The sequence below is a fragment of the Flavobacterium sp. W22_SRS_FK3 genome (genome assembly GCF_052113665.1).
GTDB lineage: Bacteria > Bacteroidota > Bacteroidia > Flavobacteriales > Flavobacteriaceae > Flavobacterium.
Genome location: NZ_JBGQOF010000009.1, coordinates 146,963 through 170,552, shown reverse-complemented (window position 1 = coordinate 170,552; position 23,590 = coordinate 146,963). Strand labels below are relative to the sequence as shown.

Here is a 23,590-nt window from a genome sequence, read left to right as displayed (position 1 = left end):
GAATATAGAATCAACATTTTCTAATTTGGAATTTGGAATATAATTTTTGGAGCTTAATTCAAAATGTCTTTATTGTGCTATAAGTGGCGAAGATATAAAAAAAGTTTTAACAGAAACTGATTTACCTTTGTTTAAATATAAAACAACATATCATGTCTAATGCATTAACTCATATTTTAAGTAACGAATGTCCTATTTGTCATAAAGGAAAAGTGTTTAAAGACAAGAATATCTTCCTAAATTTTGGTTTTCCAAAAATGAATGAAACCTGCAGTCATTGTCATTATAAATTTCAAAAAGAGCCTGGATTTTTCTTTGGAGCCATGTATGTAAATTACGGATTAACCGTAGCTCAGGGAATTGCAACATATTGTATTGCTCAATTTTTCTTTGAAAAGAATTTCGATTTAAGAATCATCCCGATTATTGCTATGGTCATTATTTTATTTACGTCTTTCAATCTACGATTCTCAAGATTAGCGTGGATTTATATGTTTAAGGATTATACAAGCTAAAAAAATGTTATTTTTGCGCTTCAATTGAAACTAATTTTCAATTTAAAAAATAAAAAATAAATTAGACAAATGAAAGCATACGTATTTCCGGGTCAGGGTGCACAGTTTACAGGAATGGGCAAAGACTTATATGAAACATCTCCATTGGCAAAAGAATTATTCGAAAAAGCCAATGAAATTTTAGGTTTCAGAATTACAGATATCATGTTTGAAGGCACTGCCGAAGAACTAAAAGAGACAAAAGTAACACAGCCGGCTGTATTTTTACACTCGGTCATTTTAGCCAAAACTTTAGGTGATGATTTTAAACCTGAAATGGTTGCTGGACATTCATTAGGAGAATTTTCAGCTTTGGTTGCCAATGGAGCTTTATCCTTTGAAGACGGACTGAAATTAGTTTCACAACGTGCTTTGGCTATGCAAAAAGCATGTGAAATAACACCTTCAACAATGGCTGCGGTTTTAGGATTAGCAGATAATGTGGTGGAAGAAGTTTGTGCTTCAATTGACGGAGTTGTAGTGGCTGCAAATTACAACTGTCCTGGGCAATTGGTGATTTCAGGAGAAACATCAGCAGTAGAAAAAGCGTGTGAGGCAATGAAAGCCGCCGGAGCAAAAAGAGCGTTGATTTTACCTGTTGGAGGAGCATTTCACTCGCCAATGATGGAACCTGCCAGAGAAGAATTAGCCGCTGCTATTGAAGCGACTGCTTTTTCAACTCCAATTTGTCCGGTGTATCAAAACGTAACGGCAAATGCAGTTTCTGATGCCAACGAAATCAAAAAGAATTTAATAATCCAACTGACAGCTCCGGTAAAATGGACACAATCAGTACAGCAAATGGTTGCAGACGGCGCTACTTTGTTTACAGAAGTTGGTCCTGGTAAAGTATTAGCCGGTTTGATTAATAAAATTGATAAAGAAGCAGCTACGGCAAATGCTTAATCTCATACCTTACTAAAAAAACAAAAACCTTCTTAAACAATCGTTAAGAAGGGTTTTGTGTTTTGTGTATGTCTGTGTAAAAAAATAAATTACGCTTGTTTTGCAAACTGCAATTCGATATTTAATTTTACTTCTTCTCCTACTAAAACACCTCCAGTTTCAAGAGCAGAATTCCAGTTTAAACCCCAGTCTTTGCGGTTTATTTTTCCTTCAATACTCAAACCTACTTTTGTATTTCCCCAAGGGTCAGTCAGGATTCCGCTAAATTCTACAGGGAATTTTACTGTTTTTGAAACCCCTTTAATGTTTAAATCTCCCGTTAATTCATATTCACCATCATTGATTTTTTTGAATGATGAACCTTTAAAAGTTAATTTTGGATGATTTTCAGCATCAAAAAAATCACCACTTCTTAAGTGACCATCTCTGTCTGCGTTTGCAGTGTCGACAGAAGCAATATCCCCAGAAAACTGGATATCAGCATTTTCGAAGTTATCTCCTTCTGTAATAATTGTTGCGTCGTAAGCTCCAAATTTTCCTGAAACATTAGTAAACATCATGTGTTTTACTTTAAAACCAATTTCTGAGTGAGTTGGGTCAATTGACCATTTTGTAGTTGCCATAATTTTATTTTTAAATAATTAATTTCATTTTGATAGGACAAAGTTACGATGGTGGTTGGCGTAACACACTTAACCTAGATTAAGAAATAAAAAATGCTATCACTTTATCTCATTTTTGCTTTGGTTTAGTCCCTCTCAGCAAAGTTTAACAGTTATTTTTTATTATTCATATAAAATGTCAAAGCTCCCGATGGACATTTATCAATAGTTGAAATTATTTTTTCGGTTGTTGATTGATCTGGAAGAATCCATGGTTTTTCTTTTGGATGAAAAACATCCGGATTATTTTTTACACAATTGGCAGAATGAATACATTTTCCAGATTGCCATACAATAGTTACTTCTCCGTTTGTGTAGTCTTTGGTAAGATTATCTGGATTCATGCTTAAAAATTTTAATTGTTAGTTTAAATTCAGACCAATTTTCTATTATAAAAATACTCTTTCTTTTTATTTTGAGAAAATCAGAACAAAAAAGAAACGATAATTACCTGTATTCCAGACTTATTATCGTTTATAAAAAAATATTAGTTGTGTTTTACGAATTAATAATTCATTGGAACTTCCATAATCAGGAATTTTGAATTAGTGTTAGCTTTAACCTCAATTTTGGTTGTATTCCAGATTCCTAATGCATCTCTGGTTTCTAATTTTTGGCCATTTACTTCAATCTCTCCTTTGATGTTCATAATGTAAAAACCATTTCCTTCTTTTTTTAGGGCCAATGTTTTAGAGAAATCCGCATCAAAATCACTCAAATAGAACCAGGCGTCCTGATGAATCCAAACTCCTTCGTCGTTTTCGTTTGGAGATAATATCTGAGCAAAATTATTTTTTTCTAATGATTTGTCTAAAGTGATTTGCTGGTAACGAGGCGCTACATTTCGGGTTTTAGGAAACAGCCAAATCTGAAAAAGTTTAGTACGCTGATCTGCATTTGGATTGAACTCACTGTGCTGCACTCCGGTTCCCGCACTCATGACCTGAATATCACCATTTTTGATGATCTCTGTATTCCCCATGCTGTCTTTGTGAGCCAAATCGCCTTCAAGCGGAATGGTTATAATTTCCATATTATCGTGCGGATGTGTTCCAAAACCCATTCCGCCTGCAATCGTGTCATCGTTTAATACGCGAAGGGCTCCAAACTGAACTCTTTCCGGATTGTACCAGCTTGCAAAACTAAAACTGTGATAAGCGTTAAGCCATCCGTGATTTGCATTTCCTCTTGTTTCTGCTTTGTGCAATACTATATTTTCCATGATGATAGGTGTTTTTTGTTATTTATAGTACAAAGATACCACCGATGTCAAGAAAAAGCACTTAATGTAGATTAAGAAGTATTTTCAGGAGCAGTAATTTTAGTTTTCAAAATACCTAAAGTCCTGCTATCAGCTATATCTATTGTTGCGAACCCCGCAACAATAGGATGCCGCTTCTATCAGGGCTAAATGAGTAATTTTATTTTCATAATTACTTTAAAAGAAAACGAACTCCGCGTGTTTTTAAAATTTAAGTCAGATCATTTTATTTTAATGAATTTTCCTTTTCCGACAGCAATATCCAAATAATTCATTGCAGGTCCCTTTTTATTATGAATATAAAAAACCATGGTGTCTTTTCCAATTTGTTTTTTTGAAATACTAATAATGATATCAGAGCTGGTAAAATTCTCTAATAAAAGGTTATGCCCATAAGAAATTTTTCCAGATTGTATAAATTTATTGGAAAAAGTATAAGTGCTATCTTTAAATACTACTTTATCTTTTTGGTTCATAAAATAGTCACTCTCACAGGTAAAATAATAAATGCCTTTAAGCTTATCAGTTTCTTGATCTTTGAAATCGATAAAGGATAATATACATACTAAAAGAAAGTATTTCATAGTATTATTTTAATTCTTGTATTTTCCAAGAAATATTATTTCTTCAACAATCTGGCTTTCATTTTACTAAAAAACTCAGGCGTCACTCCAATAAAAGAAGCAATTTGTTTTTGAGGCACTTTGTGAACCAGTGTGCCGTATTTTGCACAAAATTTCTCAAAGCGTTCCTCGGCAGGTAAACTCAAGTTATCCATTAGTCGCTGCTGATTGGCAACAAGTGAATTTTCAATTAGAATTCTAAAAAAACGCTCCAGTTTAGGAATTTCAAGATACAATTGCTCCTGGTTTTCTTTGGATAAAGAAACTACTTCGGCTTCTTCAAGAACTTCAATAAAAAGCTGTCCTGGTTTCTGTGAAAAATAACTGTACATATCGCTCATCCACCAGCCTTCACAGGCAAATGAAAGTACATGTTCAACAATATTATCATTGATGTTGAAACTTCTTAAAATACCAGAATTAACAAAATAAGAATTTTTGCAAACTTCTCCAGCGTTTAGTAAAATTGTTTTGGCTTTATACGTATTTGTTTCCAGTTTAGATAAAAAAAGCGCTTGTTCCTCTGGTGTCAAAGAAACGTGTTTAGCGATATTTTCCAGTATTAATGCCATTATTTTTTATCGTCGATTAAGGTAAATGAAGTTGCTTTAAATCTGTCTCCTTTGATTTCACCAGTAACTAAAGCTTTACTGATTGCATTGCAAAAACCTTTTTCAGCATGAGCATCTCCGTGATCATGAATCGTAGTTCCGTCAACAAAATAGCTTTTACCTTCAATACGAACAGCTAAATCACAGCTTTTGCCTTTCATTCCGAATTGGCATTCTCCGCAAGAAGCTTCTACGATTGTTGGTTTGTCAATTTTTTTTTTGCTTTGAGCCTGTACTGCGATTCCAATAAAAAGAAAAGTCGCCAATACTATATTTTTCATAATTAAGAATTTACCGTTATTAATTTTGCTGTTTCTTTCGCGCGTTCTGTTATTTCGTTAATCGGTGTCGAAAGTGTATCGTGACTTAAAACAACTCCCATTCGGCGATACGGTCTTGAAGTCGGTTTTCCGAATATTCTGAAATCAGTTTTGGGCAATGCTGCTACTTTCTGGATTCCGGTAAAAGTTGGGTTCGCTGAATCCTCGGAAGCCAAAATTACGGCACTAGCTCCTGCTTTTTCTAACGTAATTTCAAAAATTGGCAAACTTAAAATCGCACGTAAATGTAATTCGAATTCGTTAAAATTTTGTGTTCCTGCCAAAGTTACCATTCCAGTATCGTGCGGACGAGGGGAAAGTTCAGAGAAATAAACGCCTTCATTAGTCAGGAAAAATTCAACACCAAAAAGTCCTGCTCCACCAAGAGCTTCCGTAATTTTTTGAGCCATATACTGAGCTTCGTACAAATCTTTTTCTGAGACTAAAGCCGGCTGCCAGCTTTCCTGATAATCACCGCGTTCTTGTCTGTGCCCGATTGGAGCACAAAATAGGGTTGGATTATTATTCTGCGTAATCGTTAAAAGTGTGATTTCTGAATTAAAATCAACAAATGCTTCTACAATTACTTCAATTACATCACCACGCGAACCTGCAACAGCATATCGCCATGCTTTTTCGATATCATTTTCTGTTTTTATAGTCGATTGTCCTTTTCCGGAAGAAGACATTAAAGGTTTTACTACACAAGGTATTCCGACTTCCTGAACGGCTTTTTGCAACTCCTCGGCTGACGTTGCATATTGGTATTTAGCGGTTTTTAAGCCTAATTCTTTTGAGGCTAAATCACGAATGGCTTTACGATTCATGGTGAAGTTTGCCGCTTTCGCAGAAGGAACAACAGTAATTCCCTGTTTTTCGTAATCGTAAAAACGTTCAGTACGGATGGCTTCTATTTCAGGAACTATAAAATCCGGTTGGTGTTTGGCTACGATTAGGTCCAAAGCTTCGCCGTCGAGCATATTGATCACTTCAAAACCGTGAGCAACCTGCATTGCCGGAGCGTTTTCGTAACTATCAACAGCAATTATAGTTTGTCCAATTCTTTGTGCGGCAATAGCAAATTCTTTACCTAATTCGCCTGAACCAAGAAGTAGTATTTTCATTTTGTTTGATTTAGAGATTGAAGATTTTGGCCTCCTTTTACAATTATTAAACTACTTATAAAAATCAGAATCATTAATAGAAATGATAAAAATAATACCATTAGTATTGAAAAAACAATCTGATCCAGAAATTGTGATCGTAGTGGAGAAGATATTCCATTAGAAAATATTCCAATTATATAAATTGAAAAAAGAGTTTTTATGATTTTTGAACTTACTCCAAAAGAAAATTTTGAGCAAGCTTGAAAATAAGTGATTTTATTTAATGAAAAGTTGATTTTTTTTGCGGTGTCCCAAAAAAGAAAAATGAGGAATATTGGAAATAAAATTCCCCAGAAAAAAGGATTCCAAAAAATACCGAAATTGCATATTTGGACGCAAAGGTCAATAAAATAACTTTTTGAAAATATTAAAACAGCAAAAATAGAATACAAAAAAAATCCAGCAATAACTGATTTTTTTTGGATGTTATTTTTGTTTTCCATTTGAATTTGGTTTTGAGAGTAAAGATAAAAAAATGGATTTTATTCTCACGAAGATTTTGGAGATTCAGGAGATTTATCATTTTTTGATCGCAAAGATTTACGCTAAGAACCGAAAAATTTGTTTTTAAATAAAAAGGTTCATCACTCTTGAAACTTGAAACAATTAGATGTAATTGACACATTGCCTAATTTTCTATTTTCGAAATCGGAATATTGAAAGTAATCCTCGTACCTTCGCCCGGAATCGAATTAAAGAATACCCGACCATTAATGTATTGTATTCTTTCTTTCATGAACAACATTCCCATACCGGATTCACTGTTTCGTTTTTTATCTACAGCAGCCATATCAAAACCTTTTCCATTGTCATCAACTATGATACTCAATAAGGTTTGACTGTGCGAAAGCTGCACAATAATATGTGTTGATTCTGCATACTTTATGGCATTATTTATCGCTTCCTGAGTCAGCCGATAAATATTTATTTCTATCAAAGAATCCAATCGCTGATCAAAATCGGTTTTGTTGTAAAACAGTATTTCTTTTCCGGTTAGTTTCGAAAGTTCCTGAGTCAGTTTTGTAAGTGATGAAATGATTCCGTGATCGCTTAATTCAGGTGGCATTAAATTAAAAGTTGCCGTTCGGACTCCTTTAATAATATCAAGTGATAATTTTTTGAGATATTCAATTTTCTGAGCCGATTTTTCTTTATCATCCAGGTTAATACTCTCCAGACTAAACTTTAATCCGGTTAACATCTGCCCTATCCCGTCATGAATTTCCTTGGCTATTCGGTTTTGTTCATTTTCCTGGTTTTCAACAATTTTACTTGAAATAATCTTCTGCTGATTGATTTTTTCGGTACTATTTTCAATATTCAGGCGTTCAACTTCACGTTGTGCTTTTTTACGTTCAGTAATATTAAAACAAACAATTAAAAGCTCTAATTCATCCTTTTTAATCATTACTGGAACCATTGATAAATCCAGCCAGATAATTTGATCTTCTCTATTGTGAATTTTAATTTCACCCTGCCAGCCACTTCTTTGCTTTTCAAAAATAATACGATCAAAATTAATCTGCTCTTTTTCATCTGTAGTTAAAATCTGGGCGAATTTTTTATTAGCTGAAAATTTGGTGTAATTTAAAAGTTTTGCGAATTTTTCACCTACGTGAATAATTGATCCATCTGGTGCAATACGGCAATATAGCAAAGTATTTTCCATCGCATAATTGAGCGATTTTAATTCTTTTACAGAATTTTCCTTTATTTCACTTATGATTTCAGTATCATAAGCCAGTTTTAAAGCTTTCTTTTCAGAAGTTAAAAGTTTAGCTATAAGTCTTTCAACCTTTTGGTTAGTAGGTTTAAAAATGAACAAAAATTCCAAAAGCAAAACAAGCAGTGTAAATCCGAAAATCCAATATTCTGTTGTGCGCTGCTCAGTTACTTTTTCATGTGCTTCTTTGTCATATTGCATTACAATTTCATTCATTTTCGAAAGAAAGATTCCTTCGTTTTTTAGAATTTTCTGTACCAGTTTTTGATTGCCTGAAGCGTCGTTTTTTTGTTCTAAATTAAAAAGAAATAAATTCACCGATTCAACTATCGTGTTGAAAATCGGCTTTATTTCATCATATAATTTAGAAAGTGTTTCACTTTTTTGTTTGGGAAAAGAAAGACTGTCACTCCCGTTTTCTAATGCATTTTGATTGATTTTCCAAAGCGACAACACATTTCGAACATGCGCGATTTCCTTTTTGGGAGGAGTGTTGGATATGAAATTTAAAATTAAAATTTCCTTGGTAATCCTTTGACTCAACATCCTTTGCTTACCCGAAATATTGATAATTTTAGAATCGCTAAGCTGTTGTTTTAAATTGTACTGAATTAAAACCTGACTTAAAATAATGGTTATAGCAATAGTCCAGAGCGCAAAAAAATACAAACGCCGTAAATTTTTGAATGTAATTTTATCCGCCACTTCCTGATTGCTTTTTTTCATTCGGAAATAATATTTGTTTTTTATCGGAAAGAGTAATTCACTTTTAGCTCATTTCATAAAAATCAGACTATAATCCTAAAGACGCTTTTATCAAATTTAAATTCTCTTCGGAATAATTGATTTTCAAAGCTTCCTGATGTCCTTTGTCAGACATTTTATCCCAGGTTTTTTTGATGATATTTTTGAGTTTATCATCATCATGCTTTTCCACAAAGGGTTCAAGATAATAATCCAGAAAAACTAAACAAATTACATCTTCGAGTAATTGTGTTTCGGAATCTTTTTTAAGTAATTTTTTTTCAATTAAAAAAGAAACACGATCAATGAATGTTTTATCATAACCTGCTCTTTCTAAAATTTCAGCAGTGGTTTTAGCATGAAATTTTTTCAAATCTTCTCTCCATCTCAAATAACCTACACGATCCATTGGATATGTCTCGCGTGCAACTTTCCAACGGCAGATATGCTGTGCTTTTGAAGCAATCTGAACCTCTTCTGAAGCTTCAGGGTAAAACTGCATCAATTTTTCGTACATCCTATTGGAGTACAATAGCTCTTTAGGATACTCTCTATTTTGATCTGTCTCTACATTAGGATCCTGTGCATTTTCAGCATCAATCCATTCGCTTGCTTTCTGAAATGGTGTACTCATTTTTTATTGAAAAGATTATATTTTCAAAGATAATTAATTAATCTAAAAAGCCAACGAATACTTCATCTTCAACAATTTTAACCGGATATGTTGCAATTTTTAAATCATCATCACCATTCAGGTTAGAACCATCAACCAATGAAAATGTTTTTTTGTGCATTGGGCAGGCAATTTTAGGAATATCATCGGTAGAACCAGTCATTCCTCTTGACAACACCATTTCCATTTTGTGTGGGCATGCATTTTGACAAGCATACCATTGATTACGTCGTGCAAAATTAAAAACAGCAATTTGTTTATTTTTGTATTTGATGCAGCCACCGCGATTAGTTGGAAAATCACTCACATTTCCAGCTTTGAACCATATTTTAGCATCACTTGGATGTACGGTTTCATATTGGCTTAAAATTTCTTCCATTTTGGTTGTATTTTTAAATCTGTGTTCTTATCCCTCCCTTTACAATCAAGCGAATTTGATGGCGCAGTAAAAAGAGGGTAAGAGGACAGCAAACGTTACTATCTTATTCTAAAATTTTGTACTTTATTTATAACCAGGCTTTGGGCATTTTTTGATCTCTTAAAGGAACAAAAGCGATATTATCGTCTTTTTCATCCGAGTTCACAAAATGACTGAAACGTTTCAATAATCTTGGTTTTTCAAGCGCTTGTTTCCATTCACATTCAAAAGTATTTACCAAAGTCTGCATTTCAGCTTCTAATGTTTCACAGATTCCAAGACTGTCTTCAATAATTACTTCTTTCAAATATGCCAAACCTCCATCCAGTTTTTCCAACCAGGTTGATGTTCTTATTAACGGACCGGCTGTTCTTATATAATACATTAAAAAGCGATCCATGTATTTAATAACCGTTTCTTTATCAATTTGCTCCGCCAATAAAACAGCATGTTTTGGATTAGCTCCTCCGTTTCCGGCTATGTATAAATTCCAACCTCCTTCTACTGCAATCAATCCAAAATCTTTTCCTCTTGCTTCGGCACATTCACGAATACAGGCCGAAACACCTCCTTTTAGTTTATGCGGAGAACGGATTCCTTTGTATCTGTTTTCTAATTCGATGGCAAAACCGGCACTGTCATCCATTCCGTAACGACACCAGGCATTTCCTACGCAGCTTTTTACTGCACGCAATGATTTTCCATACGCATGACCGCTTTCAAAACCATTGTCGATTAATATTTTCCAGATTTTTGGCAAATCATCTAAATGTGCTCCAAATAAGTCAACACGTTGTGCTCCGGTAATTTTAGTATATAAATCGAATTGTTTAGCTACTTCTCCAATTACGATTAGTTTTTCGGCCGTAATTTCTCCACCGGCAACTCTTGGTACTACAGAATACGTTCCGTTTCGCTGAATGTTAGCCAAAAATCTATCGTTGGTATCTTGTGTTGTTAAATGTTTATTGGCTGTATCGTTATAAATACTGGAGAAAATCGAAGCAATTACTGGTTTGCAAACTTCACAGCCATCGCCTTTACCATGATGATCAATTACATCATAAAAATTCTCGTATTTATTGATTTTTACCAAATCAAATAATTCCTGACGTGTGTATTGAAAATGCTCACAAATCACATCTTTCACTTCTTTACCCATTGATTTCTGAGCCGCTTTTACCAAATCAGAAACCATTGGCTTACAGCCACCACAGCCCGAAGTTGCTTTTGTCAGTTTTACAACATCTGAAAGCGTAGAACAGGTTTCCTCTAAAACAGAACAGCAGATTGCACCTTTGGTCACATTTTCGCAAGAACAAATTACAGCTGCATCCGGCAGATCCATCGCACTCATAGACGAACCTTCTGAACCATCTCTGAAGCCTAAAATTAAATCCTCCGGATTTTTAGGCAACGCCATTGCATTGCTGTAAATTTGGAAAAGTGAATTATAATCACTTGAATCTCCTACTAAAATTCCGCCTAATAAGGTTTTAGAATCTTTAGTTACATTAATTCTTTTATAAATTCCTGATAATTTATTTTCATAAATAATAGCGGTTACGTCATCATTTTCTATAAAAGGATCACCAAAACTCGCCACTTCAACGCCAATTAATTTTAATTGTGTCGACATATCGATGGTTTCCCTCATGGTTTTAGAACCTTTTAAAATTTGTTCTGCTGCCACGTCTGCCATTTCATAGCCAGGAGCTACAAGACCGTAAATCATTTGATTATATAAAGCTACTTCGCCAATAGCATAAATATAAGGATCTGATGTTTGCATTTGATTGTTTACCACAACACCGCCACGTAAACCAACTTCTAGTCCCGAAACCCTAGCCAGTTCATCACGCGGTTTAATTCCGGCAGATATAACCAACATGTCAACTTTTAACAATTCATCATCAGCAAACATCATTCCCGTAATAGCCTCTTTTCCGTCAATATATTGCGTTGCTTTGTTAAGATGAATTCCAATATTTAGTTCCTCAATTTTAGCCTGCAGCATATCACTCGCCCCTTTATCCAATTGTCTTGGCATCAAACGAGGCGCAAATTCAACAACATGTGGATTCAATCCTAAATCACGAACGGCTTTAGCAGCTTCAAGCCCTAACAATCCTCCCCCTAAAACAGCAGCTTCAGTAGCACCTTTTTGTTTTATTTTTTTAGCATACCCCATAATAGCATCTAAGTCCTCGATCGTACGATATACAAAAACACCATCTTTTTCTACACCATCAATGGGAGGTACAAAAGCAGAAGATCCTGTTGCCAACACTAAGTAATCATACTTATGTGTTTTTTCCAGATGCGTATGAATCGTTTTTTCTTCTCTGTTAATATCAATAATTAACTCCGAAGTATTTAAAGTAATATGATTTTGCGAGTACCATTGTGTTGTTGATAATGACAAATCATCTGCCGTTTTTCCTCCAAAGTATTCACTTAAGTGAACACGATCATAAGCACGTCTCGGCTCTTCTCCAAATACGGTAATTTGATAATTTTCCTGTCCCGGTTTCCCTATAAATTTTTCACAAAATTTATAACCTACCATACCGTTTCCAACTACTATTACTTTAATCATAATTTCTTTAATTAAGTATTACTACGCAAATATAAGTATTTTTACTTATTAAATATACTTATTTATTTATTTTTTAGTTAAATAGAATTTTATAAATACGTAGTTTATCGTAATCTCAATAATAATACGCTTTTTTCAGATTTTAAATTTTTCTCAGAAAATTTTTGAGTGTGTTATTTTTCTTAAATTTGAATACATAACCATTTACATAGTCACCTCTTTTAGGATTCATTCAATTTTAAAATCAAAAATTTAAAACAAAATATCTCACATGAAAAAGCGAATCTCATTACTTATAATATGTTCTATTTTAATAAGTTGCAAACCAACCATGCAAAAAAATTCAAAAAAAGAAACAAATGAAACTTCTGCCAATATCACAGTAGAAGATGTTACTACGTATTTTAAAGCAAGTGGAAACGAACCTTTTTGGAGTATCAAAATCGGAAAAGAAAAAATAGTATTTACTTCTTTAATTGAAGGAAAAGAAATGCTTGTCTTTCCGACAGTTGATCCCGTAAGAGCGATGGACGCAAATGTCAAAATGTATCAAATAAGCAATGCAGATTCAAATGCAAAAATCACCATTCACAAAACAGACTGCCAGGATTCCATGTCTGGAATTGTTTCTCCTTACACGGTTTCGATTGAATTAAAAAGCAATGCGAAAAACGATTTACAAACACTAAAAGGGTGCGGTCAATACCTTACAGATTATCGTTTACATGACATTTGGGTGTTAGAAAGTTTAAATGGTAAAAAAGTAGAAACTTCTGATTTCGAAAAAGAAGTCCCACGAATAGAAATTTACGCTTCCGAAAATAAATTTTTGGGTTATGGAGGCTGTAATTCGATTACCGGAACACTATTTTCCGAAAAAGATTTGCTCCGTTTTACCAATATCATTTCGACCATGATGGCTTGCAACGGCAACAATAAAGAAGGTGAATTTATTAAAGCACTAAAAAGCTCTACCTCTTATACGATAGAGAACAACCGATTATCACTTTCAAATCCTTCCGGCAATTTATTGGTTTTAAGAAAAGTCGATTAGAAATAGTAATCAAAAATAAAAAGCCCAAATTATCAGGAATTGACAATTTGGGCTTTTTATTTTAAAATGAACTATTTATTTAAGAATTCTAAAACCGAATCGGTTATAAATTTAATTTGCTCATCATCCAGTTCGGTATGCATTGGCAAAGCAATAACCTCTTTTACCAATTGATTCGTTACCGGAAACTGCTCTTCTTTATAACGAGAATCCAAATAGGCTTTTTGAGAATGCAACGGAATTGGGTAATAAATCGCACACGGAATTCCTTTATCTAATAAGTGCTGCATCAAAGCATTTCTGTCGGCATCAATGATTCGTAATACATATTGATGAAAAACGTGATCGTTTTCGTTGGCATCAAACTGTGGTGTAATAATATGTGCATTACCCGCAAAGGCTGCATTGTATTTTGTAGCCGCCAAACGTCTCGCTGCATTATATTCATCCAATAAAGGCAATTTTGCATTTAAAACCCCCGCCTGTATACTATCTAAACGTGAATTTACACCTACAACATCATGATGATAACGCTCATACATTCCGTGATTAACAATTCCGCGGATAACATGCGCCAATTGATCATCGTTGGTGAAAATAGCTCCACCGTCTCCGTAACAGCCTAAGTTTTTAGAAGGAAAGAAAGATGTGGCCGCAACATGCCCAATCACTCCAACTTTGCTTTTTGTACCTGATTTAGAAACATAATCAGCCCCGATTGCCTGAGCATTATCTTCGATAACATATAAATTATGCGCTTCAGCAATTTCCATAATCGCATCCATATTCGCCGCACGACCAAATAAATGTACCGGAACTATCGCTTTAGTCTTTGGCGTTATTGCTTTTTTAACTGATTCAATATCAATATTCATATTTGTAATATCAACATCAACCAAAACCGGAGTCAATTGCAGTAAAGCAATAACTTCTACAGTGGCTGCAAAAGTAAAATCGGCAGTGATAACCTCATCGCCCGGTTTTAAATCCAACCCCATCATGGCAATTTGCAGGGCATCTGTACCGTTTGCGCACGGAATCACGTGTTTTGCACCTAAATAATTTTCCAGATTTTTTTGAAACTGGTGAACTAATGGGCCATTTATATAAGTGTTTGTATCTAAAACTTCCTGGATAGAAGCATCAACAGTAGTTTTTATTTTCTCGTATTGACCCTTCAAGTCAACCATTTGAATTTTTTTCATTTATCTTTCTTATTTAAATCTTAAGATTCGGATTTACATCAAAATCTTTAAAACGAAAAGCAAAAATAGTTATTTAATACCTTCAAACAATGAAAATAATCGAAAGAAGCGTATTTTAGCACCAAAAATAAACAGATGCTTTTTCTATATAATTTAGTCGTATTAATTACCGGTTTTTTCCTTAAAATAGTGGCTCTTTTCAGTCCGAAAATAAAACTTTTTGTAGATGGCAGAAAAAATGTTTTTACAGTTTTACAAGAAGAAATAAAACGGGATGACAAAACAATTTGGTTTCACTCAGCTTCACTTGGCGAATACGAGCAAGGTCTTCCAGTAATTGAAAAAATCAAAGAAAAATATCCTACACATAAAATCATCCTTACTTTTTTTTCTCCTTCTGGTTATGAAGTACGAAAAAACAACAATTTCGCTGATGTTACTATTTATCTTCCATTGGACACTAAAAACAATGCTAAAAAGTTTTTAAAATTAGTTCATCCCGAATTGGTCTTTTTCATCAAATATGAATTTTGGCTTAATTATTTGAAAGAATTAAAAAATTTAAAAATACCTACATATTTGATTTCAGGGATTTTCAGAGACAATCAAATGTTCTTTAAATGGTACGGTGGATTTTACAGAAAAGCATTAGAAACTTTTACTTATTTTTTTGTTCAGAATAAAAATTCCAAAGTAAAAATTGAGTCAATCGGATTTCATAATGTAATCCTTTCCGGTGACACTCGTTTTGATCGTGTAAATGCTATTTTAGACAGAGACAATTCGCTTGATTTTATTGAAACTTTCAAAAACGATCAACCAACAATAGTTATTGGAAGCTCCTGGCCAAAAGATGAAACTTTATTAACTGACTATATCAATCAGGCTCCTGCTACGGTAAAATTTATTATTGCCCCTCACAACATAAAGTCGGAACAAATTGAAAATCTAAAAAATGGAATTACAAAAAAAACGGTTTTATTTTCAGAAAAAGACAACAAAAATTTAGTTGATTATACAGTTTTTATTATTGACACTGTAGGTTTACTAACTAAAATTTACAGCTACGGAACTATTGCATACGTAGGAGGAGGATTTGGAAACCCTGGCATCCATAATATTTTAGAACCGGCCACCTTTGGAATTCCAATTATTATTGGTCCTAATTATTCAAAATTTGCTGAAGCTATTGAGCTGGTAAATATTGGAGGGTGCATTGTTATTTCGAATAAAAAACAACTAAAACAAACTTTTGACCGCTTGCTTTCTGATAAAGATTTTCTCAACAAAAAAGGAGAAATTTGCAAATCTTACATTCAGGAAAATAAGGGAGCTACGAATGCAATTCTAGATGCCATTTTATAAATAAAAAAATGATACATTTTAATTTTTAGCACCAACATTCTTCTAAAAACTTTAAAAATTGGCACATATAGCTTTTTTTAAGATGCGGAATAAACAATAAAAAACAAAACAAACTACAATCAAACAAATCAAAAAAGCCAATTGTTTTTTGAATATTCAACAAAAAATAAAATTTACAAAAAATACAATAATACAACTCATTCTATAAAGTTTGGCATACTAATTGATAAGTTAAAAGATCGAGTGAAAGAAGGAAAATATTTTAAAAAAAAAATAAAAAAATATTTTACATATTAAAAAATTTATATCTTTGCCTCGAATTAATAATTAACCTTTTATAATAAAGTAAGATGAAAAAAGTATTTTTAAGTTTAGCTGTTGTTGCTGTTTTAACTGTTGTATCTTGTAAAAAAGCTGACGCTTCTGCTGATGCTACTACAGATTCTACTGCTGTAGCTGTTGATTCTGCTGCTGCTGTAGTTGATTCTGCTGCTGCTGTTGTTGATTCTACTGCTGCTGTAGTTGATTCTACTGCTGAAGCAGTTGCAAAATAATTAGACGCAACTCTAAAAAATTTAAAACCATCCTCGAGATGGTTTTTTTATGCCCTGAAATTTAGCAAATTCCAATTAACTTAAATATTTCCGCTATACGAAGTTTTTTTATCAAATTCACAAGAAGACATTAATAAAAAAATACTCGTTACGCGTTACAATTTAGCATTTTAAAACAACCAGAATCAACCCTTTATCCTTCAACTACCTCATCTTCAACAACCTCGTCTTCAAAAATCAAATCACCTGAAGAAAAATCTAAAATCTCCGCTTTAGAAGCATATAATATAATTTCCTTTATACCTTTCTGCAAAAGCAGCTCTGTAGTGTATTTACGACTCGTTGCAAAATGAAGCTCACCAAACATCAATTTAAAGAAATACTTGCCTCCCGATCCTTTAAATTTTAAAAAATTAGCCAGTTCAATATTTACTTTAAATTTCTCAATATCTTCTTCACATTCAAATTTTAATTCATAACTCAAACTTGTAAATATCACTTTTCCTTTTCTGGAAGTGAATACAAATTTATATTCATCATTAAATCTTCTACTAATTACAAAGGCGCCCATTTAGAATTGTTGATTATTGATTGTTGATTGCAACACTGAATTTACTTCATAAATTCTTAATTTCAAAATTTGAATTTACCCCATAAAAAAAGCCTCTTCAAAAGAAGAGGCTTTAGTACTCAGAGCGGGACTTGAACCCGCACGAACATTGCTGTTCACTGGATTTTAAGTCCAGCGTGTCTACCAATTTCACCATCCGAGCATTATATGGTTTTGAGCGAAAAACGGGGCTCGAACCCGCGACCTCGACCTTGGCAAGGTCGCGCTCTACCAACTGAGCTATTTTCGCGTTTCAAATTCTTGTAAGAACCGCAATACCTGTTTTGTTTTGTATTGCGAGTGCAAATTTAGGACATTTATTCAATTAAACAAGCCTTTTTTGAAAAAAAATTATACTTATTTTATAACTTTCTGATAACCTAAACTTTAAATCCTAAAATTTATTTCTTAACAATCATTCTTTTAATTTCATTGAGCTTCATCAATGCTTCAACAGGTGTTATCGAGTTTATATCAAGACTTAGAATCTCTTCTTTTATTTCTTCCAACAAAGGATCGTCTAAATTAAAGAAACTCATCTGCATCTCATCATTAGCTGATTTGAGTCCATTTAAGGCATCGCTCGAATGATTCTTCTCTAATTTCTTTAATATCTTTTGCGCTTTTAAAATAACAGTTTGTGGCATTCCGGCCATTTTAGCAACATGAATTCCAAAACTGTGCGCGCTTCCTCCCTTTACCAGTTTACGAATAAAAAGAACAGTATCTTTTAATTCTTTTACCGCCACATTATAATTTTGGATTCTTGGCAAAGATTCCGTCATTTCATTTAGTTCATGATAATGCGTTGCAAATAATGTTTTAGCTCTTCCGGGATGCTCGTGCAAAAATTCGGCAATAGCCCAGGCAATCGAAATTCCGTCATACGTGCTGGTTCCTCTTCCAATTTCATCTAATAAAACCAAACTTCTGTCTGAAATATTATTCAAAATAGAAGCGGTTTCATTCATCTCAACCATAAAAGTAGATTCTCCCATCGAAATATTATCTGAAGCCCCTACCCTTGTAAAAATTTTATCCACAATCCCCATTCTTACGCTGTCAGCAGGAACAAAACTTCCCATTTGAGCCAACAATACAATTAAAGCTGTCTGCCTCAAAATAGCCGATTTACCAGACATATTCGGACCCGTAATCATGATAAGCTGCTGTGTTTCTCTATCTAAATAAACATCATTAGCAATATATGGCGTTCCAACAGGCAATTGTTTTTCAATAACAGGGTGTCTTCCGTTTTTGATATCCAATTCAAAAGTCTCATCAATTTCCGGACATGTGTATTTATTTTCAACCGCTAATTGTGTAAATGAACATAAACAATCTAATTGCGCTACCAGATTAGCATTCATTTGAACAGGCTTGATATATGTTGCAATCCAGGCCACTAATTGTTCAAAAAGTTCCGATTCAATTTTATGAATTTTTTCTTCGGCACCTAAAATTTTGGTTTCGTATTCTTTTAATTCTTCTGTAATATAACGCTCGGCATTTACCAGAGTCTGTTTACGAATCCATTCTTCCGGCACTTTATCTTTATGTGTATTTCGAACTTCAATATAATAACCAAAAACGTTGTTAAAAGAGATCTTCAATGACGAAATTCCGGTTCTCTCCGACTCCCTTCTTTCAATTCCTTCTAAAAATTCTTTACCGGAAGTTGAAATAGCACGCAATTCATCCAATTCTTCACTAATCCCTTTTGCAATGGCATTTCCTTTTGCAACAGCAACAGGCGCATCCTGATTTAAAGTTGTCTTGATTTTTTCCCTCAACAAATCACAAGCATGCAGACTATCTCCAATAATCTTTACAGCTTCCTGAGGGCTTTGCAGTGCCAAAGTTTTAATTGGAATAATCGCATCCAAAGATTCTTTTAAATAAACAATCTCACGAGGCGAAACTTTTCCAGCAGCAATTTTTGAAATCAAACGCTCTAAATCTGAAATTTGCTTGATTTGATACTGAATATTATGTAAAATCTCAGGATTTGATTTCAAATATGAAACAACATCATGACGTCCTTTTATTTTATTATTATCTTTTAACGGAAGAGCCAGCCATCGTTTCAATAAACGACCTCCCATTGGCGAAAGTGTCCTGTCAATTACATCCAAAAGTGTTACAGCATTCGGATTATAACTGTGATATAATTCCAGGTTCCTGATTGTAAAACGATCCATCCAAACATAAGCATCTTCAGCAATACGCTGAATTGCTGTGATATGTTGTACCCGATTATGCTGCGTTTCCGACAAATAATATAAAATTGCTCCCGAAGCAATGATACCTTCTTTTAATTCTTCCACTCCAAAACCTTTTAAGGAAACAGTTTGAAAATGTTTTGTCAAAATTTCTAAAGCATAATCCTCCTTATAAATCCAATCTTCCAGATAAAAACTATGAAAGTCATCTCCAAAAGCAACTGCAAAATCACTTTTGTTATTTTTTGGAACCAGAACTTCACTCGGATTAAAATTCTGTAACAGCTTATCAATATACTCTGCATTTCCCTGAGCCGTTAAAAATTCTCCTGTAGAAACATCCAAAAAAGAAATCCCGATACTTTTATTAGCAAAATACACTGATGCCAAAAAGTTATTTGATTTTGATTGTAAAACCTCGTCATTTAAAGAAACCCCAGGAGTTACCAGTTCAGTAACACCTCGTTTCACAATAGTTTTAGTCATCTTTGGATCTTCAAGCTGATCGCAAATCGCTACCCGAAGTCCGGCTTTAACCAATTTTGGCAAATACGTATTGATAGAATGATGAGGAAAACCTGCCAAAGCCGTTTCAGTTTCAGAACCCGCACCTCTTTTTGTCAGGGTAATTCCAAGAATTTTAGAAGCTCTAATGGCGTCTTCTCCAAAGGTTTCGTAAAAATCCCCTACCCTAAAAAGCAGACACGCATCAGGATATTTTCTCTTGATTTCATTGTACTGTTTCATTAAGGGTGTTTCTTTCACCATTTTATCTTTAGCTGCCAAATTATTGTGTTTTTAAATAAAAATTTACGACAGCGAATTTATAATATTTTGAAGGAATAAGGAAATGCTACAAAAAATTAAAATATTTTTAAGAACTTTTTATGTTGAAATTTGAGAATTTTACATAGATTTGTTGATCATTAAAACAATAAAGACTCTTAAAATGAAAAAAATAATTTTATTCGCTATGTTGGCTGTAGCTGGAATTACAGCTTCTAATGCTCAAAGTACTAAAAAAGCTGCTACTGCTAAAGTTCAGGGTGCCGGAATGGTTTTTGAAAACGAAACTATAGATTACGGAACTATCGCTCATAATGCTGATGGTAACCGTCAGTTCGTTTTTGTAAACAACGGAACTAAACCATTAATCATTACGAATACTCAGGGATCTTGCGGTTGTACTGTACCAACAACACCAAAAGAACCAATTGCTCCAGGAGCTAAAGGTGTTATTGGTGTAAAATATGCAACTGACAGAGTTGGTGCATTTACAAAAACAGTAACCGTTACTTCAAATGCTGAAGGTCAACCAACAAAAACTTTAACCATTAAAGGTACTGTTTTACCAGATCCAGTAAAAAGCTAATCTGAAAAACAATATAAAATAAATCGAAAAGCTTCCTTATCTTTGGAAGCTTTTTTTATGACCTGAATGCAAGACAAATGAGAAAACTTGAAAATAGTGAACTGGACAGAAAATCGATTGATGATTTTAAAAAATCAGACAAAACTCCTCTGATTTTAGTATTAGATGATATTCGCAGCCTGCACAACATAGGTTCTGTATTTAGAACTGCAGATGCTTTTTTGATCGAAAAAATAATTCTTTGTGGCATTACAGCTACGCCGCCTAATAAAGAAATTCACAAAACTGCACTTGGCGCTACCGAAACTGTCGCGTGGGAACACCATGAAAACGTAATGAAAGTCATTGAAAATCTTAAGAAAGAAAATGTATGTACTCTGGCTATTGAACAAGTAGAAAGTTCCATTTTTCTTCAGGATTTCTGTGTAGAAAAAAATAAGAAATATGCTTTGGTTTTCGGGAATGAAGTATATGGCGTTTCGCAGGAAGCAGTAGCTATTTGTGACGGATGTATCGAAATTCCGCAATTGGGAACCAAACATTCTTTGAACATTTCTGTAAGTGCCGGAATAGTTGTCTGGGATTTATTTAAAAAAATAAATTGGCCGAGAAAAGATTAAAAAAAAGCAATTCAATACAACAATCCTTATATATTTAACACTATAATTTAAATGTGTTTTTTTATTATTATAAAATTGATATTTTTATAGAATGAAAAAAATCAATTTCTTGATAATATCAATTTTGTTGTACAGTATAAGCTCTAATAAGGCTTATACAACTGAAAAAATTAAGATCTTTGAAAAGACCTTAATTTTTTCAAAGAATGATACTTTAAAATCAAATATAAAAAGAAATTCAAAAATAATAACTTTTGCAATCAATCCTCCTGTAATTAAAGCTCAGGGAAATCAATTATTTTGCCCGCAAAATAGTATAAATATTGTCACTGGTATTACTATTACGCATGATATTACAGAACCAGGAACAACAGCAGTATATATTCAAATTTCTTCCGGATATTCTCATGGTTTTGACAAGCTTGAACTTTCTAATCCGACATTGCATCCTTCTATTGTAACAAGTTGGGATATTACTGCCGGAAAATTAAAATTATCTAGTCCTACGGGTGTTGATGTTTCATATTCCGATTTTGAATATGCAATTAAAGATGTTATTTTTTTAAACTCTTCTACTACTGCATCAGGAACCAAAACTTTTTCTATAACTATTGGTCAGGCAAATTTTTTGCCATCAACCGGACATTTTTACCAATTTGTTCCCAATATTGGCATTACCTGGACACAAGCAAGAGTAGCAGCAGAAAATAGCACCTATTATGGCCTCAAGGGATATTTGGCTACAATTTTATCTGCTGATGAAGCAAAATTATCAGGTGAACAAGCTTCAGGTGCTGGTTGGATTGGCGGCAGTGATACTGAAACCGAAAACGTATGGAAATGGGTTACTGGGCCAGAAGGACTTGAAAACAATGGGAGTGGAACTATTTTCTGGAATGGTCTTTCTAATGGAACTACACCTAACTTCGCTTTTTGGAATAACAACGAACCGAATCAGACCGGAGATGAAGATTATGCACACATTACAGCCCCAGGTGTTGGAATTCCGGGTTCATGGAATGATTTATCAAATACAGGATCATCAAGTGGTGATTATCAACCAAAAGGATATATTGTAGAATATGGAGGAATGCCGGGTGAATCTCCTATAGAAATTGCCGCCAGTACTCAAATTACGATTCCGGAAGCTATCATTACTTCTCAAAATCCAATTTGTGATTTAGGAACCGTTACTTTAACTGCTACTTCAAACTCAGGAACAATTACTTGGTACGATGCTGCAGTAGGCGGTACTTTACTAGGAACAGGAAACACGTATACAACCCCAATGATAAGCACTACAACAACTTACTATGCAGATGCAGGTTGTGAAATAAACAGAAAAACAGTAGTTGCAACAGTAAACAAAACTCCGGAAGCTCCAATTGTACTTTCTTCTGTTTCCAGGTGCGGAACAGGAACAGTAACATTACAGGCAACTTCAAATATTGGAATCATTAATTGGTTTACAACACCAACAGGTGGAACAAGTGTTTATACCGGAAATAGGTTTACTACTCCAAACGTTTCAGCAAATACGACTTATTATGCTGAAGCCTCAAATAATGGATGTGATTCAAATCGCACTCCGGCAAATATAATTTTTTACACTCCTCCGGTTGTTAGTGACGAAGAAGTTGTTTTATGCGAAAACCAAGCCGTTATATTAGATGCTAAAATAAGCGGAATGACATATAGATGGTCAACAGGAGAAACAACACAAAGTATTTCTGTTTCAAATTCCGGAAATTACAGTGTTGATGTAACAAGTCAAAATCCTGAAAACTGTACCAGCACAAAAAATATAACAGTTCTGAAGTATGAAAAACCAATCATTAAAAACATCGACGTCAATAACAGATCCATTACTATCCATCTGACAAATGCGAAAAATTATTTCGAATACTCTATTGACGGATTGAATTACCAGACTTCAAATGCTTTTTACGATGTGGCTGGTGGTCTGCAGTCTGCTTATGTAAGAGCAAAAGACAATGTATGTAACATTAATGAAGTAACCCAAAGTTTTATTGTATTGATTTTCCCTCCTTTTTTTACTCCAAACAATGACACTTTTAATGATTCTTGGGAAGTAACCGGAATGGAAAATTATCCTGAAGCACAGGTTACTATTTTTGATCGATATGGAAAACTTTTGATACAATTAAATGCTTCAAAAATGAGCTGGGACGGCACTTTTAATGCAATACCTCTGCCCGCTTCTGATTATTGGTACGCTATGAAAATTGATGATACAAAACCTATGTTGAGAGGACATTTTTCTTTGAAGAGATAATTTTATTTTGAAAATTTGTCAATTAAAAAAAT

Annotated in this window: 23 protein-coding genes and 2 tRNA genes; 8 read left to right on the top strand and 17 right to left on the bottom strand. The window is 33.7% G+C overall.

Translation table 11 applies throughout. The annotated features are described in order from the left end of the window. Positions 1-152 precede the first annotated feature (152 nt). Together ACEN2I_RS11080 and fabD are read left to right on the top strand one after the other, a co-directional pair. Positions 153-515 carry a DUF983 domain-containing protein gene (locus tag ACEN2I_RS11080; RefSeq protein ID WP_441766166.1) on the top strand — a complete coding sequence of 121 codons (363 nt, stop codon included), beginning with the start codon at positions 153-155 and terminating at the stop codon, positions 513-515. 69 nt (positions 516-584) lie between these two features. Further along, a complete protein-coding gene (gene fabD / locus ACEN2I_RS11075) occupies positions 585-1,460 on the top strand; it encodes an ACP S-malonyltransferase (protein ID WP_441766165.1) in 876 nt (291 codons plus the stop codon). An 89-nt stretch (positions 1,461-1,549) separates the two neighbouring features. Here the strand turns inward: fabD and ACEN2I_RS11070 are convergent, their stop codons facing one another. From ACEN2I_RS11070 to nirB, 12 genes are all read right to left on the bottom strand, one after another. Further along, entirely contained in the window at positions 1,550-2,083 is a 534-nt protein-coding gene (locus ACEN2I_RS11070; protein ID WP_441766164.1) for a YceI family protein, read from the bottom strand. A 152-nt stretch (positions 2,084-2,235) separates the two neighbouring features. Beyond that, entirely contained in the window at positions 2,236-2,466 is a 231-nt protein-coding gene (locus tag ACEN2I_RS11065) for a (4Fe-4S)-binding protein (protein WP_441766163.1), read from the bottom strand. Positions 2,467-2,627: 161 nt separating this feature from the next. Continuing rightward, positions 2,628-3,344, bottom strand: coding sequence for a pirin family protein (locus ACEN2I_RS11060; protein ID WP_441766162.1), 717 nt, complete (start codon positions 3,342-3,344; stop codon positions 2,628-2,630). Between the two features lie 260 nt (positions 3,345-3,604). Further along, a complete protein-coding gene (locus tag ACEN2I_RS11055) occupies positions 3,605-3,967 on the bottom strand; it encodes a hypothetical protein (RefSeq protein ID WP_441766161.1) in 363 nt (120 codons plus the stop codon). 35 nt (positions 3,968-4,002) lie between these two features. After that, positions 4,003-4,578, bottom strand: coding sequence for a Crp/Fnr family transcriptional regulator (locus ACEN2I_RS11050; protein WP_441766160.1), 576 nt, complete (start codon positions 4,576-4,578; stop codon positions 4,003-4,005). Then, complete coding sequence (locus ACEN2I_RS11045) at positions 4,578-4,898, bottom strand: DUF6370 family protein (RefSeq protein ID WP_441766159.1); 321 nt, start codon at positions 4,896-4,898, stop codon at positions 4,578-4,580. Before ACEN2I_RS11045 ends, ACEN2I_RS11050 begins: the two co-directional genes overlap by 1 nt. Before the next feature lie 2 nt (positions 4,899-4,900). Continuing rightward, positions 4,901-6,061, bottom strand: a complete 1,161-nt coding sequence (purT, locus tag ACEN2I_RS11040) for a formate-dependent phosphoribosylglycinamide formyltransferase (RefSeq protein ID WP_441766158.1) — start codon at positions 6,059-6,061, stop codon at positions 4,901-4,903. After that, entirely contained in the window at positions 6,058-6,546 is a 489-nt protein-coding gene (locus ACEN2I_RS11035; RefSeq protein ID WP_441766157.1) for a hypothetical protein, read from the bottom strand. Before ACEN2I_RS11035 ends, purT begins: the two co-directional genes overlap by 4 nt. Before the next feature lie 185 nt (positions 6,547-6,731). Then, the gene (locus ACEN2I_RS11030) at positions 6,732-8,552 is read right to left on the bottom strand and encodes an ATP-binding protein (RefSeq protein ID WP_441766156.1); all 1,821 of its coding nucleotides are present in this window, start codon (positions 8,550-8,552) and stop codon (positions 6,732-6,734) included. 67 nt (positions 8,553-8,619) lie between these two features. Continuing rightward, entirely contained in the window at positions 8,620-9,204 is a 585-nt protein-coding gene (locus tag ACEN2I_RS11025) for a DUF4202 domain-containing protein (RefSeq protein WP_441766155.1), read from the bottom strand. Between the two features lie 37 nt (positions 9,205-9,241). Further along, positions 9,242-9,622, bottom strand: coding sequence for a nitrite reductase small subunit NirD (gene nirD / locus ACEN2I_RS11020; RefSeq protein WP_441766154.1), 381 nt, complete (start codon positions 9,620-9,622; stop codon positions 9,242-9,244). A gap of 127 nt (positions 9,623-9,749) precedes the next feature. Then, a complete protein-coding gene (gene nirB, locus ACEN2I_RS11015; RefSeq protein ID WP_441766153.1) occupies positions 9,750-12,260 on the bottom strand; it encodes a nitrite reductase large subunit NirB in 2,511 nt (836 codons plus the stop codon). A 331-nt stretch (positions 12,261-12,591) separates the two neighbouring features. On the opposite strand from nirB, the gene ACEN2I_RS11010 reads away from it, so the two are divergent. Next, the gene (locus ACEN2I_RS11010; protein WP_441766152.1) at positions 12,592-13,314 is read left to right on the top strand and encodes an META domain-containing protein; all 723 of its coding nucleotides are present in this window, start codon (positions 12,592-12,594) and stop codon (positions 13,312-13,314) included. A 71-nt stretch (positions 13,315-13,385) separates the two neighbouring features. Here the strand turns inward: ACEN2I_RS11010 and ACEN2I_RS11005 are convergent, their stop codons facing one another. Beyond that, entirely contained in the window at positions 13,386-14,519 is a 1,134-nt protein-coding gene (locus ACEN2I_RS11005) for a DegT/DnrJ/EryC1/StrS family aminotransferase (protein WP_441766151.1), read from the bottom strand. A 135-nt stretch (positions 14,520-14,654) separates the two neighbouring features. Between ACEN2I_RS11005 and ACEN2I_RS11000 the strand changes: the two genes are divergently transcribed. After that, positions 14,655-15,884: a 3-deoxy-D-manno-octulosonic acid transferase gene (locus ACEN2I_RS11000; protein ID WP_441766150.1), complete on the top strand. Its 1,230-nt coding sequence runs from the start codon at positions 14,655-14,657 to the stop codon at positions 15,882-15,884. A 350-nt stretch (positions 15,885-16,234) separates the two neighbouring features. Next, on the top strand, positions 16,235-16,438 hold the full coding sequence (locus ACEN2I_RS10995; RefSeq protein WP_441766149.1) for a PG1828 family lipoprotein: 204 nt from the start codon (positions 16,235-16,237) through the stop codon (positions 16,436-16,438). A gap of 193 nt (positions 16,439-16,631) precedes the next feature. Here ACEN2I_RS10995 and ACEN2I_RS10990 read toward each other — a convergent pair whose 3' ends face one another. From ACEN2I_RS10990 to mutS, 4 genes are all read right to left on the bottom strand, one after another. Then, positions 16,632-17,009 (bottom strand): DUF1508 domain-containing protein, encoded by a 378-nt coding sequence (locus ACEN2I_RS10990; protein ID WP_441766148.1) that lies wholly within the window; start codon positions 17,007-17,009, stop codon positions 16,632-16,634. A gap of 116 nt (positions 17,010-17,125) precedes the next feature. Beyond that, positions 17,126-17,211 (bottom strand) — tRNA-Leu (locus ACEN2I_RS10985). Positions 17,212-17,225: 14 nt separating this feature from the next. Continuing rightward, positions 17,226-17,298, bottom strand: a tRNA-Gly gene (locus ACEN2I_RS10980). 151 nt (positions 17,299-17,449) lie between these two features. Continuing rightward, on the bottom strand, positions 17,450-20,056 hold the full coding sequence (gene mutS, locus ACEN2I_RS10975) for a DNA mismatch repair protein MutS (protein WP_441766147.1): 2,607 nt from the start codon (positions 20,054-20,056) through the stop codon (positions 17,450-17,452). Positions 20,057-20,219: 163 nt separating this feature from the next. Between mutS and ACEN2I_RS10970 the strand changes: the two genes are divergently transcribed. The 3 genes from ACEN2I_RS10970 to ACEN2I_RS10960 all read left to right on the top strand — a co-directional run bounded on the left by ACEN2I_RS10970 (position 20,220) and on the right by ACEN2I_RS10960 (position 23,558). Next, positions 20,220-20,642 carry a DUF1573 domain-containing protein gene (locus ACEN2I_RS10970; RefSeq protein WP_441766146.1) on the top strand — a complete coding sequence of 141 codons (423 nt, stop codon included), beginning with the start codon at positions 20,220-20,222 and terminating at the stop codon, positions 20,640-20,642. Between the two features lie 77 nt (positions 20,643-20,719). Further along, positions 20,720-21,262, top strand: a complete 543-nt coding sequence (locus tag ACEN2I_RS10965; RefSeq protein ID WP_441766145.1) for an RNA methyltransferase — start codon at positions 20,720-20,722, stop codon at positions 21,260-21,262. A 109-nt stretch (positions 21,263-21,371) separates the two neighbouring features. Then, positions 21,372-23,558, top strand: a complete 2,187-nt coding sequence (locus tag ACEN2I_RS10960) for a T9SS type B sorting domain-containing protein (RefSeq protein ID WP_441766144.1) — start codon at positions 21,372-21,374, stop codon at positions 23,556-23,558. The last annotated feature ends 32 nt before the right edge of the window (positions 23,559-23,590 follow it).

What these genes read in the sequence shown, in the direction of transcription:
- ACEN2I_RS11080 (WP_441766166.1), top strand. Translation starts at nt 153, where the DNA reads ATGTCTAATGCATTAACTCATATTTTAAGTAACGAATGTCCTATTTGT.
- fabD (WP_441766165.1), top strand. Translation starts at nt 585, where the DNA reads ATGAAAGCATACGTATTTCCGGGTCAGGGTGCACAGTTTACAGGAATG.
- ACEN2I_RS11070 (WP_441766164.1), bottom strand. Translation starts at nt 2,083, where the DNA reads ATGGCAACTACAAAATGGTCAATTGACCCAACTCACTCAGAAATTGGT.
- ACEN2I_RS11065 (WP_441766163.1), bottom strand. Translation starts at nt 2,466, where the DNA reads ATGAATCCAGATAATCTTACCAAAGACTACACAAACGGAGAAGTAACT.
- ACEN2I_RS11060 (WP_441766162.1), bottom strand. Translation starts at nt 3,344, where the DNA reads ATGGAAAATATAGTATTGCACAAAGCAGAAACAAGAGGAAATGCAAAT.
- ACEN2I_RS11055 (WP_441766161.1), bottom strand. Translation starts at nt 3,967, where the DNA reads ATGAAATACTTTCTTTTAGTATGTATATTATCCTTTATCGATTTCAAA.
- ACEN2I_RS11050 (WP_441766160.1), bottom strand. Translation starts at nt 4,578, where the DNA reads ATGGCATTAATACTGGAAAATATCGCTAAACACGTTTCTTTGACACCA.
- ACEN2I_RS11045 (WP_441766159.1), bottom strand. Translation starts at nt 4,898, where the DNA reads ATGAAAAATATAGTATTGGCGACTTTTCTTTTTATTGGAATCGCAGTA.
- purT (WP_441766158.1), bottom strand. Translation starts at nt 6,061, where the DNA reads ATGAAAATACTACTTCTTGGTTCAGGCGAATTAGGTAAAGAATTTGCT.
- ACEN2I_RS11035 (WP_441766157.1), bottom strand. Translation starts at nt 6,546, where the DNA reads ATGGAAAACAAAAATAACATCCAAAAAAAATCAGTTATTGCTGGATTT.
- ACEN2I_RS11030 (WP_441766156.1), bottom strand. Translation starts at nt 8,552, where the DNA reads ATGAAAAAAAGCAATCAGGAAGTGGCGGATAAAATTACATTCAAAAAT.
- ACEN2I_RS11025 (WP_441766155.1), bottom strand. Translation starts at nt 9,204, where the DNA reads ATGAGTACACCATTTCAGAAAGCAAGCGAATGGATTGATGCTGAAAAT.
- nirD (WP_441766154.1), bottom strand. Translation starts at nt 9,622, where the DNA reads ATGGAAGAAATTTTAAGCCAATATGAAACCGTACATCCAAGTGATGCT.
- nirB (WP_441766153.1), bottom strand. Translation starts at nt 12,260, where the DNA reads ATGATTAAAGTAATAGTAGTTGGAAACGGTATGGTAGGTTATAAATTT.
- ACEN2I_RS11010 (WP_441766152.1), top strand. Translation starts at nt 12,592, where the DNA reads ATGCAAAAAAATTCAAAAAAAGAAACAAATGAAACTTCTGCCAATATC.
- ACEN2I_RS11005 (WP_441766151.1), bottom strand. Translation starts at nt 14,519, where the DNA reads ATGAAAAAAATTCAAATGGTTGACTTGAAGGGTCAATACGAGAAAATA.
- ACEN2I_RS11000 (WP_441766150.1), top strand. Translation starts at nt 14,655, where the DNA reads ATGCTTTTTCTATATAATTTAGTCGTATTAATTACCGGTTTTTTCCTT.
- ACEN2I_RS10995 (WP_441766149.1), top strand. Translation starts at nt 16,235, where the DNA reads ATGAAAAAAGTATTTTTAAGTTTAGCTGTTGTTGCTGTTTTAACTGTT.
- ACEN2I_RS10990 (WP_441766148.1), bottom strand. Translation starts at nt 17,009, where the DNA reads ATGGGCGCCTTTGTAATTAGTAGAAGATTTAATGATGAATATAAATTT.
- ACEN2I_RS10970 (WP_441766146.1), top strand. Translation starts at nt 20,220, where the DNA reads ATGAAAAAAATAATTTTATTCGCTATGTTGGCTGTAGCTGGAATTACA.
- ACEN2I_RS10965 (WP_441766145.1), top strand. Translation starts at nt 20,720, where the DNA reads ATGAGAAAACTTGAAAATAGTGAACTGGACAGAAAATCGATTGATGAT.